Source organism: Candidatus Cybelea sp., from assembly GCA_036489315.1.
Lineage (GTDB): Bacteria > Vulcanimicrobiota > Vulcanimicrobiia > Vulcanimicrobiales > Vulcanimicrobiaceae > Cybelea.
In genome coordinates, this window is sequence record DASXFZ010000022.1 from 18,662 (window position 1) to 33,041 (window position 14,380).

General features: G+C 64.9%; 15 protein-coding genes. 9 read left to right on the forward strand and 6 right to left on the reverse strand.

The features are described from left to right. Positions 1–119 precede the first annotated feature (119 nt). Positions 120–557: a methylated-DNA--[protein]-cysteine S-methyltransferase gene (locus VGG51_05475; GenBank protein HEY1882474.1), complete on the forward strand. Its 438-nt coding sequence runs from the start codon at positions 120–122 to the stop codon at positions 555–557. Here VGG51_05475 and VGG51_05480 read toward each other — a convergent pair. Further along, entirely contained in the window at positions 533–2,887 is a 2,355-nt protein-coding gene (locus VGG51_05480) for an MFS transporter (protein HEY1882475.1), read from the reverse strand. The genes VGG51_05475 and VGG51_05480 overlap by 25 nt on opposite strands. Before the next feature lie 9 nt (positions 2,888–2,896). After that, a complete protein-coding gene (locus VGG51_05485) occupies positions 2,897–3,589 on the reverse strand; it encodes a hypothetical protein (GenBank protein HEY1882476.1) in 693 nt (230 codons plus the stop codon). Between the two features lie 50 nt (positions 3,590–3,639). Here VGG51_05485 and VGG51_05490 point away from each other — a divergent pair, with 50 nt between their 5' ends. From VGG51_05490 to VGG51_05515, 6 genes are read left to right on the forward strand one after another with little or no spacing between them, the layout of a single operon-like run. After that, on the forward strand, positions 3,640–4,410 hold the full coding sequence (locus VGG51_05490) for a tryptophan 2,3-dioxygenase family protein (protein ID HEY1882477.1): 771 nt from the start codon (positions 3,640–3,642) through the stop codon (positions 4,408–4,410). Beyond that, complete coding sequence (locus tag VGG51_05495; GenBank protein HEY1882478.1) at positions 4,407–5,546, forward strand: aminotransferase class V-fold PLP-dependent enzyme; 1,140 nt, start codon at positions 4,407–4,409, stop codon at positions 5,544–5,546. The genes VGG51_05490 and VGG51_05495 overlap by 4 nt, the downstream gene beginning before the upstream one ends. Continuing rightward, on the forward strand, positions 5,543–6,880 hold the full coding sequence (locus VGG51_05500; GenBank protein ID HEY1882479.1) for an MATE family efflux transporter: 1,338 nt from the start codon (positions 5,543–5,545) through the stop codon (positions 6,878–6,880). Before VGG51_05495 ends, VGG51_05500 begins: the two co-directional genes overlap by 4 nt. A gap of 41 nt (positions 6,881–6,921) precedes the next feature. Then, positions 6,922–8,214: a CBS domain-containing protein gene (locus VGG51_05505; protein ID HEY1882480.1), complete on the forward strand. Its 1,293-nt coding sequence runs from the start codon at positions 6,922–6,924 to the stop codon at positions 8,212–8,214. Next, positions 8,211–9,332 (forward strand): helix-turn-helix domain-containing protein, encoded by a 1,122-nt coding sequence (locus VGG51_05510; protein ID HEY1882481.1) that lies wholly within the window; start codon positions 8,211–8,213, stop codon positions 9,330–9,332. Before VGG51_05505 ends, VGG51_05510 begins: the two co-directional genes overlap by 4 nt. Continuing rightward, positions 9,316–10,635, forward strand: coding sequence for a glutamine synthetase family protein (locus VGG51_05515; GenBank protein ID HEY1882482.1), 1,320 nt, complete (start codon positions 9,316–9,318; stop codon positions 10,633–10,635). The genes VGG51_05510 and VGG51_05515 overlap by 17 nt, the downstream gene beginning before the upstream one ends. 11 nt (positions 10,636–10,646) lie before the next feature. Here VGG51_05515 and VGG51_05520 read toward each other — a convergent pair whose 3' ends face one another. Genes VGG51_05520 through VGG51_05535 form a run of 4 tightly spaced genes read right to left on the reverse strand, consistent with a single transcriptional unit; the run spans position 10,647 to position 12,875 of the window. After that, the gene (locus tag VGG51_05520) at positions 10,647–10,844 is read right to left on the reverse strand and encodes a helix-turn-helix transcriptional regulator (GenBank protein HEY1882483.1); all 198 of its coding nucleotides are present in this window, start codon (positions 10,842–10,844) and stop codon (positions 10,647–10,649) included. After that, positions 10,841–11,236: a hypothetical protein gene (locus tag VGG51_05525; protein ID HEY1882484.1), complete on the reverse strand. Its 396-nt coding sequence runs from the start codon at positions 11,234–11,236 to the stop codon at positions 10,841–10,843. The genes VGG51_05520 and VGG51_05525 overlap by 4 nt, the downstream gene beginning before the upstream one ends. Beyond that, positions 11,233–11,406 carry a hypothetical protein gene (locus VGG51_05530; GenBank protein HEY1882485.1) on the reverse strand — a complete coding sequence of 58 codons (174 nt, stop codon included), beginning with the start codon at positions 11,404–11,406 and terminating at the stop codon, positions 11,233–11,235. Before VGG51_05530 ends, VGG51_05525 begins: the two co-directional genes overlap by 4 nt. A 47-nt stretch (positions 11,407–11,453) precedes the next feature. Then, on the reverse strand, positions 11,454–12,875 hold the full coding sequence (locus tag VGG51_05535; protein ID HEY1882486.1) for a pyridoxal-dependent decarboxylase: 1,422 nt from the start codon (positions 12,873–12,875) through the stop codon (positions 11,454–11,456). Between the two features lie 40 nt (positions 12,876–12,915). Here VGG51_05535 and VGG51_05540 point away from each other — a divergent pair, with 40 nt between their 5' ends. Both VGG51_05540 and VGG51_05545 read left to right on the forward strand, forming a co-directional pair. Continuing rightward, complete coding sequence (locus VGG51_05540) at positions 12,916–13,953, forward strand: aldo/keto reductase (protein HEY1882487.1); 1,038 nt, start codon at positions 12,916–12,918, stop codon at positions 13,951–13,953. Then, complete coding sequence (locus VGG51_05545) at positions 13,950–14,330, forward strand: RidA family protein (protein HEY1882488.1); 381 nt, start codon at positions 13,950–13,952, stop codon at positions 14,328–14,330. Before VGG51_05540 ends, VGG51_05545 begins: the two co-directional genes overlap by 4 nt. Positions 14,331–14,380 lie beyond the last annotated feature (50 nt).

The following is a 14,380-nucleotide window of genomic DNA, read 5'->3' on the forward strand; positions in this document are numbered from 1 at the left end:
AGAACTCGAACGGATGCCTGGTCATTTTGCATTTGTCTCACCATGAAAACGAGTCTCCCGCCGTTTTAGTTTCGGACCGGAACACGGGATGCCTCGTTGCGACCCCATTTGGTAAGGACTTGTTGATCGTAGGCAACGGAGCCGAGATTCTCGAGAGCAATTTCGTGGGGCGCCGGGCCGCCGGCGCACCGCGCCGCAGCGACCCGCTTCTGCGCGAGGCCGCGGCCCAAGCGCGTGCATACTTCGCGCGCAGGCTCGCGCGCTTCGACTTACCGCTGCACCTTTCGGGAACGCCGCTGCAAGTCGCCGCGTGGCGCATCGTCGCCGCGCTCTCGTTCGGGGAGTTCGTCTCGTACGCCGACGTCGCTCGCGCGATCGGACGCCCCGGCGCGCACCGGGCGATCGCAGCGGCGATGGCGGTGACGCCACTCGATCTCTTCGTGCCGGCGCATCGTGTGCTGGGTGCCGACGGCCGCGTCAAAGGCGCGAGCGCGGGGTCGCTGCGCGCAAAGCTCGTCGCATTCGAGCGCACTCAGGCATCGAGACGTTCTCCGTAGGCGGCGTGCTCGAGGGTCTCTTGCAAAAAGACGGCTTGGTACGCGACGATGTCGCGCACGAACGGGAACTGAGGGTGCCGGCGCTGCGGCGAGAGGCGGTACCGTGGGCCGTCGCGTTCGAGAATCTCCCACTGCGCCATCAGCGGCAGGGCTGCGCGCACCATCCGCCTCGGGTCACGCCGCAGTTCGGGGTCAACGAAAAGCTGCGGAGGTAACCCGGCGAGGCGCTCGGAGGCCGCCCGCACGGCCTCATCCTCCGTAAACCAGCCTGCGTTCTCCGCAAGCCAAGCACCGAGGATTTGGCTCGTGACAATCGGCCGAATCGCGGCGAGTTTGGGCACCATCGGCGCACCATTGAGCTGCTCCACTCGATAGAGCATCGATAATCGTTTCGAGACGAACGGGTCGTAGCTCACCCCGAAAACATAGATGGTCGCAAGCGGAGCGAGGCGGTCTACGGCACCGCGCATCGTGCCGATCCGGCCGTCGACCGAATACCGCCCCTCCGGCGTAAGATAGAACGTGCCGCCGCGACGCACGACGTCTTCCAAGCGAGCGAGATCGCCCTCCATATTGACGCGTGTCTCGTCGAGGATCTCGCGACGATAGGGTTCGCGCACCGACGAGACCTTGACGACCTGGCGCGCGAGAAGAAAGTTCTCCCCCTTCCACAGTTCACTGCTCTTGGTCTGGGGCGCAAATCGCGAGGCGACGCGGTCGTCGAAGATTTCGCTGAGCAGCAACGGGCCGTGACGGCGTTGAACCGTCCAGGCGAACGCCGCAAGCGCGCGCGAACCCAATTCGTTCTCGAGCGGCAGCATCCCAAGCGCCATCAGCATGTTGCCTGCGTTGACCCCCCGAAAGAGGAAGCTCAGCCACGGCAGGCGATCGGCCAGAAACCCCGGCTCGTACATTCGCCGCGAGCTCGCCGTAAATATCGGGTGCCGCCACGATCCGCTGCGAACCGTCGTGGTCGATACGATCGCCGGGGATTCGAAATCGTGCTGATGGTTCGCGACGATCAGCGTCGGGCCGCGCCGCCGCGGGAGCGCACCCCAAACGCGAACGCGATACGCCGTGTGATCCCATGCGTAGTTCGAAGTCACCGCAGCGAAGCGCAGCGGCCATCCCCATAAGGACGAAACCGGCCGGCGCCCGACGCGCAGCACCGAAAGCGCCGCAAGCGCGAAGCTGAAGCCGGCGAGCCCGAAGACGGCCTGGTATCCCCCTCGGGTTCCTCCGAAGACGCCGATCAGCCAGCCTCCGACCAACGGCGCCACGATATTGGGCAAACTCGTCGCAGTGCCCCAAAGCCCGAGGTCACGGCCGACATCGCGCATCTTTGGAATCGAGTCCATCGCCAGCGCCCAGCCGCTCGACATCACGCCGCCGAAACCGATCCCAAACAGGACGGCAAAGGGCAACATCCAGGCGAGCACGGGTGCGAGTGAAAAGCCGATCGTCGCGAGCGCCATGCAGCCGATCGCGATCGAGGTGATGATCTTTCGCGGCGCGCGATCCGAGAGCATACCGAGATAGACGCTGGAGATTACCGCCCCGCAGATCGTAGAAAACGCGTAGAGCGCGGTTCCGGCCGACGGGTTGTCGATCTTTTGCACGTCGCGCACGAAGAAGAGCACGAACGTCTGGAGCATGGTCAGGCCGAAGAAGACCAGGACGCGCGCCGCGAAGACGACGATAAAATCGTGCCAGTCACGAACTCGCGCGAGTTCCTCGGCGTCGTACTCGCCGTCGCCGATTCCGAAGAGCGAGAGGCCGCCGGCGGCCAGAAGCCCCGCGGTGACCAAGAAACTCAGCGAAGGATCGGGCATCGAGCCCGCAATCGCAAAACCGAGCACGCTGCCCACGAGCGTTGCCGCCCCGCGGACTCCCGATGCAATCCCCCAGCGGCGCTGCGGCACGGATTCGGGAAGCAGCACTTGATACGCGCTGAGCGCGACGTTGGCGCCAAGGGTTGCGATGACGAGCAGGACCGCGAACCAAACGAGGGTGTGAACGTACGCGAGCGCGGCGAGCGCGCCGATGTCGATGACGACGCCCGCCCCGACGAAAACCCGGCGCGAGCCGCCCCTTCGCCGCAACGCATCGGAGAGCCACCCGGCGAAGAGCGGCACGACGGCCGTTGCGAGCGCCACGACGCTGGCCAGCACCGCGAGTACGTAGACGTGGTTCTCGGGAGCGAGCCGAATCGTCGTCGCCGGCACGGCGATCGCCATCAGCGCCGTGTCTTGAACGGTCAGCGGCACCCACAGCGCGTTGAGCATGACCCAACCGCCGATCTCTCGCAGATTAGCTTGCGAAAACTTCACGAAGCGGCGTTATTGTTTGACGGCGTCGATCAACACGATTCCACGACCGCCAAAGTCGCGCAACTGACCTAACGCGGCGATCGCCGCACCGACGGGAGTGTCCGGATTGGTCGCGTCGGTGAGGGAGAATCCAGTCTGGTGTTTGACCTGCGCGTCGATCGGTTCTCGCCACATCGCGGGCATGTTCTTAAAGCGCGAGATCAAACCCAGCATCGGACCGGCCTTCTCGTCGAGCAGCTGGGGATCGACGGCCATTACGACCACGCCGTGTCGTTTTCCGTTCTCCGCGTTCGTGAAGGCTTCAAAATCGAACCCGAGCGCTCGCGTGTGCGTACGGACCGCGTCGACCGTGTTTCCGGTAACGGCGACGGTATAGCCCGGCGGCGGATGGGCGGCCAGGTCGCCGAGCCAGGCTTCGAGCGCCGGCATCAACGCCTGCGTGCCGGCCACGACGTCGTGCCCGCCGTAGGTTCCCGCGCCTTCGGAATAGATCGCTCGATCCGCCGTGCCGGGTTGCTTTGAGATCGTACGATGCCACTCGTGCGATGAGAGGACGTTGGCGCCATCGTACATCGGGAAGGAAACCGGATTGCTCGTCGTAGACGCCCCCCCGGCGGAACCGTGACTGCCGCTCGAGCCGGAGCAGGCCGTCAACACGGCGGCGAGCCCCGCGAACAGCGCGCTTTTCATCTTAGTGGCCACTCGGCTGCGTTTCGAGGAGAAGCCCATCGCCCCCCGTAAGCCTCGGAATCGTGTCGCTTTCGTACGGTTCCTATTTAAAGATTGATGAGCTTCTCTCGCTGCAGCGGCCGCTGTCGCAGCCGCCCCACCATGACGAGATGCTCTTTATCATCATTCACCAAGTCTACGAGCTCTGGTTCAAACAGCTCTTACACGAAATCGACGGCACGATGCTGGCGGTCGACCGGGACGATCTGCTGCGCGTCTCCAAGCAGTTCGGCCGCGTTCACGCAATCCAGCGGCTGCTCGAGCAGCAGGTCGATATTCTCGAGACGATGACGCCCCAGGAGTTCAATCAATTCCGCGACCACCTCAATCCGGCAAGCGGATTCCAGTCGGTGCAGTTTCGCGAGCTCGAGTTCGCGTGCGGCCTTCGCCGCACCGACGTGCTCAAACGCGTAGACCTCGACGAAACCCAGCGCGCCCGGCTCGAGCGCCGCGCCGACTCGCCCTCACTTTACGATCGGGTCAAAGGTCTGCTGCGGCGGCGCGGCTTCGCGGTCGACTCTCACAAAGAGCTGATCGAAACGTACCTGAAGATCTATCGCAACGAAGAGCAGCACTACGACCTCTACCTCCTGCTCGAGGATCTCATCGAGTTCGACGAGCGCTTTTTACTATGGCGCGGACGGCACGTTCGCATGGTCGAGCGCATGATCGGGCAGCGTCCAGGCACGGGCGGCTCGCCCGGAGCGGCCTACTTAGCGAACACGCTGCAGTACCAGTTCTTTCCCGAGCTCTGGGAGGTTCGCACCTACCTCGGTGAGGGCACCTACTCGTGAAAAAATGGAGTGAAGAGTTTCCGATCCTCGCAGATTCCACGTACCTCGTCAGTCACTCGATGGGTGCGGCCCCGGTCCGCGCGCGAGAAGCATTGGAAGCGTACTGGGACGAGTGGGCGAGTGACGGACCCGAAGCGTGGGAACGCTGGCTGCCGAGAATCACCGAGATTGCCGACGGCATCGGCGCAATCGTCAACGCACCCCCGGGCTCGGTATTCCTCGGCCCAAACGTTTCGGTCATGCAGGCGTCGCTGGGGACCTGCATCGACTTTAGCGGCGAGCGCAACGAAGTCGTGTACGAGGCGCTGCAGTTTCCGTCGCTCACGTACGTGTGGCGCGAGTGGGAGCGTTACGGTGCAGTCAATCGAATCGTCGCCTCCGACGACGGGCGCACGATCCCGACCGAGCGCATCTGCGCCGCGATAACGGAAAAGACGGCAATCGCCGTCATCTCGCACGCGTATTATGTCTCGGGCGCGCTGGCCGACATCGAGACGATCCAGGATCGCTGCCGGCACGTCGGCGCCCTCCTCTGCGTCGACGCGTATCAAACGACGGGGATCGTTCCCTATGACGTCCTGCGTCTCGACCTCGACATCGTTACCGGCGGCTCACACAAGTGGCTCTGCGGCGGTCCCGGGTGCGGCTGGATCTACGTAAAGCCGTCGCTCTCCAATGAGTTGAAGCCCGCGATCACCGGCTGGATGGCGCACGAACGGCCGTTTGCGTTCGAGGAGGCGCCGATCGCCTATGCGTCATCGATGTACCGGTTCGGCCACGGAACGCCGACAATTCCGGGATACGTCGTCGCCGCGCCGGGCCACGAGACGATCCGCACGATCGGCGTCGAGCAAATTCGCAAACACAACATCCGGCTGACCGAAAGGATCGCCGCGATGGCGCTGGAGCGCAAGCTGCGCGTCAACACGCCGCTCGATCCGCAACGCCGGACGGGCTGGATCGGCATCGATTTCGACGGGGCGCAAGACGCCTGCCGCCGCTTGACCGAGCGTCGCGTCTTCACCGACTACCGCCCGAACTGCGGCATCCGAGTCGGGCCGCACTTCTACACGACCGACGAGGACGTCGATGCGTTCTTCGCGGCGCTGGACGAGGTGACCCCGACGGGTCGATGATCGTCGACCACACCAAGATTGGCGCCGCGTTCCGGCGCCTTTCGCTTCCCGTCGCCGTGCAGCTCCTTGGCGATCAACTCCTCGGCACCGTCGACACGATCGCGATCGGCAGCCTCGGCACGATTGCGCTGGCCGGTGCGACGGCGGCAAACGCGATCGTACTCGTGCTTCTGTTTACGGTATCCGGCCTTATCAGCGGCACCGCGATCGTCGCCGCGCAGCGAATTGGCGCAAACGATCTCGAGGGCTACGGCCGAACGGTGCGCGCGGGAGCGGTTGCGCCGCTGGCGCTGGGCGCGCTTTGGATTCTTCTCGCGCTTGTCTTCGCAGCTCCCACGGTCCACTGGATGATTGGCGATCTGCGCAGCGCGCCGGCGAGCGCGACCTATTTGATTTTGCGCTGCATAGCGCTGCTCCCGATCTCGATCTCCGGTACGTTGATGGTCGGAATCGGAGCCGCGGGGAATCAACGGCTCGGCGTGCTGGTGCTCGTCGTCGTCAACCTCATTCACATTCCGCTGCTGGCCGTTTTGGGACTCGGGTGGCTGACGCACCACCCGTTCGGAATCGTCGGAGCGGGAATCTCGTCGCTGCTCTCGGAGACGATTGCCGCGGCATTTGCAGTCGTTTGGGTCGCGCGCAGCCCGCAGTATCGCGTCTTTGCCGAACGCGGCATCTCGTGGCCAGTGGCCGTGCGCTGCGCCCGATTGGGATTTCCGGAGACGATCTTCTTGCTGGGCGTCTCGATTCCAGACGTCTTTATCGTCGCGATGCTCGCACCGCTGGGCGCCGTCTTCGTCGCCGCATTCCGCGCGCTCAACGTTGTTTCGGACCTGACCTTCGTCGTGCCGAGTCCGCTGCAGAACACGGCACAGATCGTGATCGGCCAGCGCCTCGGGGCCCGCGATCCTCAGGGAGCGCGCTGGTTTTTCGAGCGCGCGCTGCGCGTCTCGCTCGTCATCACCAGCTTGACCGCGGTCGGGATGGCGCTCCTTGCGTGGCCGCTGGCCTACATCTTCACGCTCAACGCGGCGGTCGCATCGATTGCGGCACTGCCGTTGGCGCTGCACATGCTGACCTTGCCGCTCAAAGGCTGGGCGATGGTCTCTCTCGCGCCGATCCGCGCCTCCGGCGATACGCGCTTTTCGATGACGGTCGGGCTGGCGAGCAGCGCGCTGGTGATCCCGCTGGCTTGGGCCGGCATCGAGCACCTTCATCTCGCGCTGTACAGCGTTCCGCTCGGCTGGATCGCGGCGTGGACGGCGCGAGCGCTGCTAACGCAATGGAAGTTGCGCAACGGCGCCTGGATGCGGAGCGCGCCGCTGGCTGCGTAGCGCGGCGGGTCTTCCGAGCGAATTGGTCCAACCGCCAAAGCATGGCGTTCACCGAGGGGTTCGTCTCGGAGCTGGTAGGCCGGCGCGCGACGATCAACGACCTCCCGATCGGACGGGTTGCCGACTTTCTCGTCGGTAAGCCGGACGCCGTCTTCCCCCAGGTCGACGGATTGGTTATCAAGACCGCACAGGGTTTGCGTTTCGCGCCGATCGAGAGCGTCGCCGACGTCGATCGTAATGGAACCGTCGCGCTGACCCTGGCTCCCAAAGAGCCGGCCCCAGCCGAACAAGAGGAGCTCTATCTCGTTGCCGACCTGCTCGACAAGCAGATCGTCGATATCGACGGGCGCAAGGTCGTGCGCATCAACGACATCGAGCTGGCCAACGCCGGCGGACGCCTGCGCGTCGTCGCCGCCGACGTCGGAATCGCCGGGCTTCTTCGCCGGCTGGGCTTTCGCTCGATCGGGCGCCGCTGGCTCTCGCGCATCGGGAACGTGCCGCGTTCGATGATCGCTTGGGATTCGGTCGCGCCGATTCGCGAGGTCAACCCCTCGCACGTACGTCTTTCGGTCAAAGAGAACCGTTTAGCGCGGCTGCATCCCTCCGAGCTCGCGGAGATCATCGGCGACCTTTCGGCACGCGAAGCCGCGGCCGTCGTCGGACAGCTCGACGACGAGACCGCCGCCGACGCGTTCGAGCATCTCGATCCCGACACTCGCAAGAATCTCATCGAGGACATCGGCACCGAACGGGCGGCCGACATCATCGAAGAGATGGACGCCGACGACGCGGCGGATCTGCTCGCCGAGCTTCCCGAAGAGCAGCAATCGGAGCTGCTCGCCGAGATGAACGCGTATACGGCGGGCGAGCTGCGCGCGCTCGTGCAGTATCCCGAAGATACGGCCGGCGGGATGATGACGACCGATTACGTGTGGATCTATCCGCATCGGACGACCGAGGCGACGATTCGTAAGATTCGAGAGATCGCGCCGGTCTCGGAGTTCATCTACTACCTGTACGTGCTCGACAAGGACGACCATTTGCTCGGCGCACTCTCGCTGCGGACGCTGCTCTTGGAGCTGCCGACGGCGTTCATCGAGCGCATCATGGAGACCGATCTCGTCACCGTCGCCCCGGACACGTCCGCCGTCGACGTCGCCTCGACGATCGCGAAATACGACTTGCTCGCCGTGCCCGTTCTCGACGACGCCGGGAAGATGCTCGGGATCGTGACGGTCGACGACGCGATCGACGCGATTATGCCCGACGACATCGCGAAAAAGCTTCCGCGCGTCCGCCCGCGTCACCGTCGCCTGCATGCTGCGGCACCGTGAGGCCCGAGGAGATCGTCGACTTCGCCGAAGCCCTCGCGCGGATTAGCGCATCGGGCGGCGGGCCGAAAGCGCTCGCCGCACACCTCGCCGGCGCCACCGGCGCAAGCGTGCTGCTCGAAGACGCCCGGTGGCGTCACCTCGCCGCAGCCGGAACGAACAGCGTCCCCCCGAGCGGCCGCGCGATCGTCGAATCCGGCGCGCCCGGAACGGCCTCGCGCATCTTCTGCGGCGATCTCCATCTGGGCTGGCTCTCGCTCTTCGGCGACGACCCCAGCGGCGCTCTCCTGGTGCGCCTGACGGCCGCCGCGATCGGCGTCGAGATGGGGCGCGAGATCCCCGGACGGCGCGCAAAACGCGGCTTGTTTTGGAGTTCTTTGCTCGACGGCACTCTGCCCGACGCCGGCGCAGCGCGCGAGGAAGCCGCGCTGCAAGAAGTCGCCTTGGCGACGCACTATGCAGTCGTCGCGCTCGAAACCGAAGAGAGCGGCGTATCGCCGGCTCTGGCAGAACTGCGCGCGCTCGCCGCCGACGCGTTTCGCGCCGCGGGCGAGGAACTGGGGTTTTGCGAGCGCGAGCAGACGCTGTTCGTCTTCGTTCCCGCGGCGCGCAGCGTCGAAGCGAGCAACGCGCGAACGGCGGCCGGGCTTCTGCCTCGCGCAGCCGCACGCAGAGAACCGCCCCTACGCATCTGCGGGGGCGTAGGGACCATCGAGCCGTTGGCGGCGCTAGCGCGCAGCGGAGCGACGGCGCAAGCAGCGCTGGTCATCGGCCGGCGCGTCTTTGGAAGCGGCCATGTGGTCTCCTTCGAAGCCCTCGGAGCCTACCCGCTGCTCTATGAAGGCGCCGATACAGCGCGATTGCGCTCGTTTTCCGCCGAAGTCTTAGCTCCGCTACGCACCTACGACGGAAAACACCAAACCGATCTCGAGCGCACGCTCAAGCTGTACTTCGCCGTAGGACAGAACATCAAAACGGCCTCCGAGCGGCTCTGCGTTCATCGCCAGACGATCTTCTACCGGCTCCGGCAGATCGGTGAAATCACCTCGCGAACACTCGAGAGTCCGCACGACCAGCTCACCTTCCGTATGGCGGTTGCAATCGATGAACTCCACAGCTAAAGCGCAATGGCGCCGGCCTTCCGGCAAGCGCGACGTCGTAAAGATCGCGCGCGAAGAGGACGTCCGCTTCGTGCGTCTGGTCTTTGCGGACATCTTCGGAGTCAGCAAGAACGTTTCGATTCCCATCGACCGCCTCGACGACGCGCTCGAGGGCCGTATCACCTTCGATGGCGGCTCGATCGACGGTTTCGTACGCGGTGAGGAACTCGACATGGTCCTGCGTCCCGACCCGTCGTCCTTCGCGGTCTATCCTTGGCGCGTGGCCCCCGAGGGTCGCGAAGGCCGGCTGATCTGCGATATCGCGATGCCAGACGGGTCGCCGTTCGAAGGCTGTCCGCGCAGCACGCTGCGTCGTGCGGTCGAGAGCGCGCCGCGACTTGCCGGCGTTCGCATCGCTTTGGAGATCGAGTTCTACTTATTCGCCCGCGGGGCCGGTGGCGAATCGTCGACGGCCACTTCCGATGTCGGCTCGTATTTCGATTTCTCCGCAAACGACCGTGGTGAAGAAGCGCGCAATGCGATGGTCGCGGCGCTGCAGTCGATGGGCGTGCCCGTGGCGTCCGCGCACCACGAGCACGGCGCGGGGCAGCACGAGCTCGACGTCGCGCACGACGACCCGATGGCTGCCGCCGATCACGCGCTGACGCTGCGCACGATCGCCAAGCACGTCGCGGCCGACTTCGATCTCGATGCGACGTTCATGCCCAAGCCGCTCGAGGAACGCGCGGGAAGCGGGCTGCACGTGGATCTGCGCTTGCCCGAGGAGAGCGACGAAGAGACGGCGCTCTACGTCGTCGGCGGATTGCTGACGCACGCACCGGCGACCACCGCGATCTGCAATCCGACGGTCAACTCCTACAAACGGCTCGTGGCTGCCTGGGACGCGCCGATCTATTCGGTGTGGTCGGCCCGCAGCGCGAACACGCTCGTCCGCGTACCGCCCGCGCAACGACCGCCGCGCGTCGAGATGCGCAGCCCCGATCCGGCCTGCAACCCCTATCTCGCCCTTGCGGTGCTGATCGGGGCGGCGGCCGACGGGATCGCGCGCAGCACGCTTCCCGGCCCCGCCTTTGCCGGTTCCACGTACGACCTGGGCGAGGTCGAACGGCGCGAGCGCGGCATTACGACACTTCCGAAATCGCTGCGGCAGGCGATCTGGGAGCTCGACGGCGACGCGGTCGTGCGCAGTTCGCTCGGCGACCATCTCTATCACGCGTTTCGCGACGCGAAGCTCGAAGAGTACGAACGCTATCGCCGTGCCGTACACCCATGGGAGCGCGAACAGTACCTGCGCCTCTACTAGGAGGCTGTCTCCTAGGCGTCCTCGTGAAGGAAGATCTCTTCTACGGGCCGGTCGAAGAGGCGCGCGATCTTGTATGCCAGCGGCAGGCTCGGATCGTATTTTTGGATCTCCAGCGCGTTGATCGTCTGCCGGCTGACCCCGAGTTCGTTGGCGAGCTCCGCCTGCGACCAGTTGCGCTCCGCGCGCAGGACCCTCAAGCGATTCTTCATTTGTAGCGCCGCCGCGCGATGAAGCTGCCGATTCCCCAGGTCGATCCGAGGATCGCCCACACCCAAAAGTACGAGAGATCCGGGGCGCCGGCCGTGCGCTGGAGGAAGCCGTACGAAAACGTGATGACCGCCGTCGCGCCGAAGGCGAACATAATCGCCTCGGCGGTGATGCGCTGCTGCAGTTCGTCGCCGGCGCGATACTCGCGCATAATCACTCCGAGGATGCCGAAACCCGCGATCATCGGCGCGAGCCCGACAACCACTCGCAGCGGCATCGCGGTAACGACGTTGTGGTCGATCAGCGTCAGGCTTACGATCAGCAGAACCGCATAGAGTGCGAACCACGCGCCGAGCGCGGCCAGGTATCGGGGGCTGCAAAAGATTCCCATCACGCAACGCCGCCGATGACCGCGACGACCGGCGTCAGTGCGACCGCGTGCAGGAGCGTCAGCTCCAGCGCGCTTCGCTCGACCAGGAACGCGACGGCGAACGCGACCGCCGCACAAATCGCAATCTGTAAAAGCGGGCGGAGGGCAGGGCGGACGACTCTCGCAGTTCTCATGCGCCCATAGTACAGCAGCCTTTACTAAATGTCAAGCATCCTTTACATCAAGGTCCTGCGCACCGCTCCGCCTCCGAGCGCAGCAGCCGCCACGCAAACTCGACGTCGTCGCGCTGCGTGCGCAGATTGCCGATCGCCAAGCGCAGCGCGTAGCGCCCGTCGACCTTCGTGTGCGAGAGAAATATCTCGCCGGTCGCATTGGCAGCGCGCAGCAGCTCGGCGTTGATCGCGTCGCGCCCGGCCTCGTCGAGCCCCGCCGGCGCGTAGCGAAAACAAACGACCGATAGCGGATGCGGCGCCAGCACCTCCCAGCCGGGATGCGCCCGGACCCAGGATGCGAACTCCTGCGCCAGCTCGATGTGCCGGCCAAGCCGTTGGCGAATTCCCTTCACACCGAAGTGTCGGATGACGAACCAGAGCTTGAGCGCGCGGAAGCGCCGGCCCAGCTGCAGTCCGTAGTCCATGTAGTTGACGACCCCTTCTTCGGGCGTCGTCAAGTACTCCGGCACGAGCGAGAACGCACGCCGCAGGATCGATTCGTCCTTGAGAAAGAGCACCGAAAGGTCCATCGGGACGAACATCCATTTGTGCGGGTTGAGGACGAGCGAGTCGGCCAGCTCGACGCCGTCGAGCATCGGGCGAAACTCCGGAATCAGCGCCGCGCTCCCCGCGTAGGCGGCGTCGACGTGCAGCCAAACGCTCTGCTCGCGCGCGACATCGGCAATCGGGTGCACCGGATCGATCGAGGTCGTCGAGGTCGTTCCGACCGTCGCGACGACGGCTAACGGCTGCATCCCACGCTCTCGGTCGGCCGCGATCGCGGCGCGCAGCGCATCGGGGCGCATGCGGTACGCCTCATCGCAGTCGACTCGGACCACGTTGTGCTGCCCGACCCCGAGTGCGATCGCGGCTTTCTCGACATGCGAGTGCGTTTCGGCAGTGATGTAGACGCGCAGCACCGGCAAGTCGCGTCCGGTCATTCCGAGCTCGCGAATCTGCAAGGGAAGCGCCTCACGCGCCGCGGCAAGCGCCGTGAAGCCGGCGATCGAAGCGGTATCGTAGATCACGCCGGTCCACGAGGGGGGCAGCTCGAGCAGCCGCGCGAGCCAGCGCATCATCACCTCTTCCAACTCGGTCGCCGCCGGGGACGTGCGCCACAGCATTGCTTTGACATCGAGCGTGGCGGCCAAGGCCTCGGCCGCAATCCCGGCCGGTGCGGCGCTCGTTGCAAAATACGCAAAGAAGCGCGGGTGATTCCAGTGCGTCGTACCCGGGACGACGATCCGCTCGAAATCGGCAAGAATTTCCTCGATATCGGTGCCTTCTTCGGGTGCGTCGGCTGGGAGCAAGGCGGCGATCTCGCCCGGACGAGCCGGCGGCATCACGCGATAGTTTTCGGGATGCTCGAAGTACTGCCGGATCCAAGCGGCGACCCGATCGAGTCCCGCATCCAAGACGTCGTCCTTCATCGTTTGGAGTGTTGGCGCAAGCGACGGAGAAGGCCCTGGCATGAAGTACCGGACCTATCCCAACAGCGAGATTTCCGTCAGCGAGGTCGGCTTCGGACTCTGGACGACGTCGACCGGATGGTGGGGCGACAAGAGCGACGATGAGGCGGCCGCGCTGTTGCGGGAAGCTTTCGATCTCGGCGTGACGCTGTACGACGCGGCCGACACCTACGGCAACGGCCGCAGCGAGGAGCAGCTCGCAAAAGCCTTCGCCGGCCGGCGCGAGCGCGTCGTCTACGCTACGAAGTTCGGCTACGATTTCTCGAATGCCGCCGGCGCGCGTCGCGGTCAGATGGAGCTGGCGCAAGACTTTTCGGCTGCATTCGTCCGCAAAGCGCTCGAGGCGTCGCTGCGCCGGCTGCAGACCGATTACGTCGACATCTACCAAATGCACAACGCACGGATGGCGCAGATCGACGACGATGCGCTCTGGGAGCTGCTTGAAGCACTCAAAGGCGAGGGGAAGATCCGGACGTACGGCGTCGCTTTGGGACCGGCCATCGGCTGGCTCTGGGAAGGCGTCGAGGCGGTGAGGCGCCGGCACGCTCCCAGCCTGCAGATCATCTGGAACATCCTCGAGCAGTATCCCGGCGACGAGCAGATCCGCGCAGCAGCAACGTCGCACGCACCGACGGGCTACATGATTCGCGTCCCCCACTCGAGTGGAATGCTCGAGGGGCACTACACCGCCGAGACGACCTTCCCGCAGAACGATCATCGGCGACACCGTCCGCACGAGTGGCTGATCAACGGCGTTGCCAAAGTTGAAAAGCTGCGCTTCCTCGAGGCTCCCAATCGAACGCTCGGGCAAGCGTCGATTCAGTGGCTTCTCGAGGAGCCGCGCGTGATGACCGTGCTGCCGAACATCTACGATTCCACGCAGCTGCGCGAGTTTGCCGCCGCGCCCGACGCACCCGCTCTGACGCAGGACGAACTCGCGCGCATCGCCGAGTTATACGCCCAAAACTTCGGCATCGAGGAGCCACCGATGAACTTTAAGGGAACGATGACGATGCCCGAACACTCGCTTTCGTCATGAAACCGGAACAGATCTTAACGCAGCACGCTCCCGAACCGATCGGGCCGTACAGCCAAGCGATTCAGATCGGCAGCGAGCTCTATTGCAGCGGACAGATCCCGCTCGACCCGCAGACCGGCGAACTGATCGACGGGGGCATCGAGCAGCAAGCCGAGCGCGTCATCGAAAACATCGGCGCGGTGCTTTGCGCGGCCGGCTGCCACTTCGTCGACGTCGTGAAAACGACGATTTTTCTCGTGGACATGAAGGATTTCGCGGCGGTCAACGTCGTCTACGAGCGATACTTCGGGGCTTCGAAACCGGCTCGCTCGACCGTCGCAGTTGCCGCGCTGCCGCGCGGCGCTCGCGTCGAAATAGAGTGTATCGCTAGAACCTAGGAGCCCGACAGGCTCCTAAAGGCCTCTGGGCGGGTCCCGGTTCGGAGCAA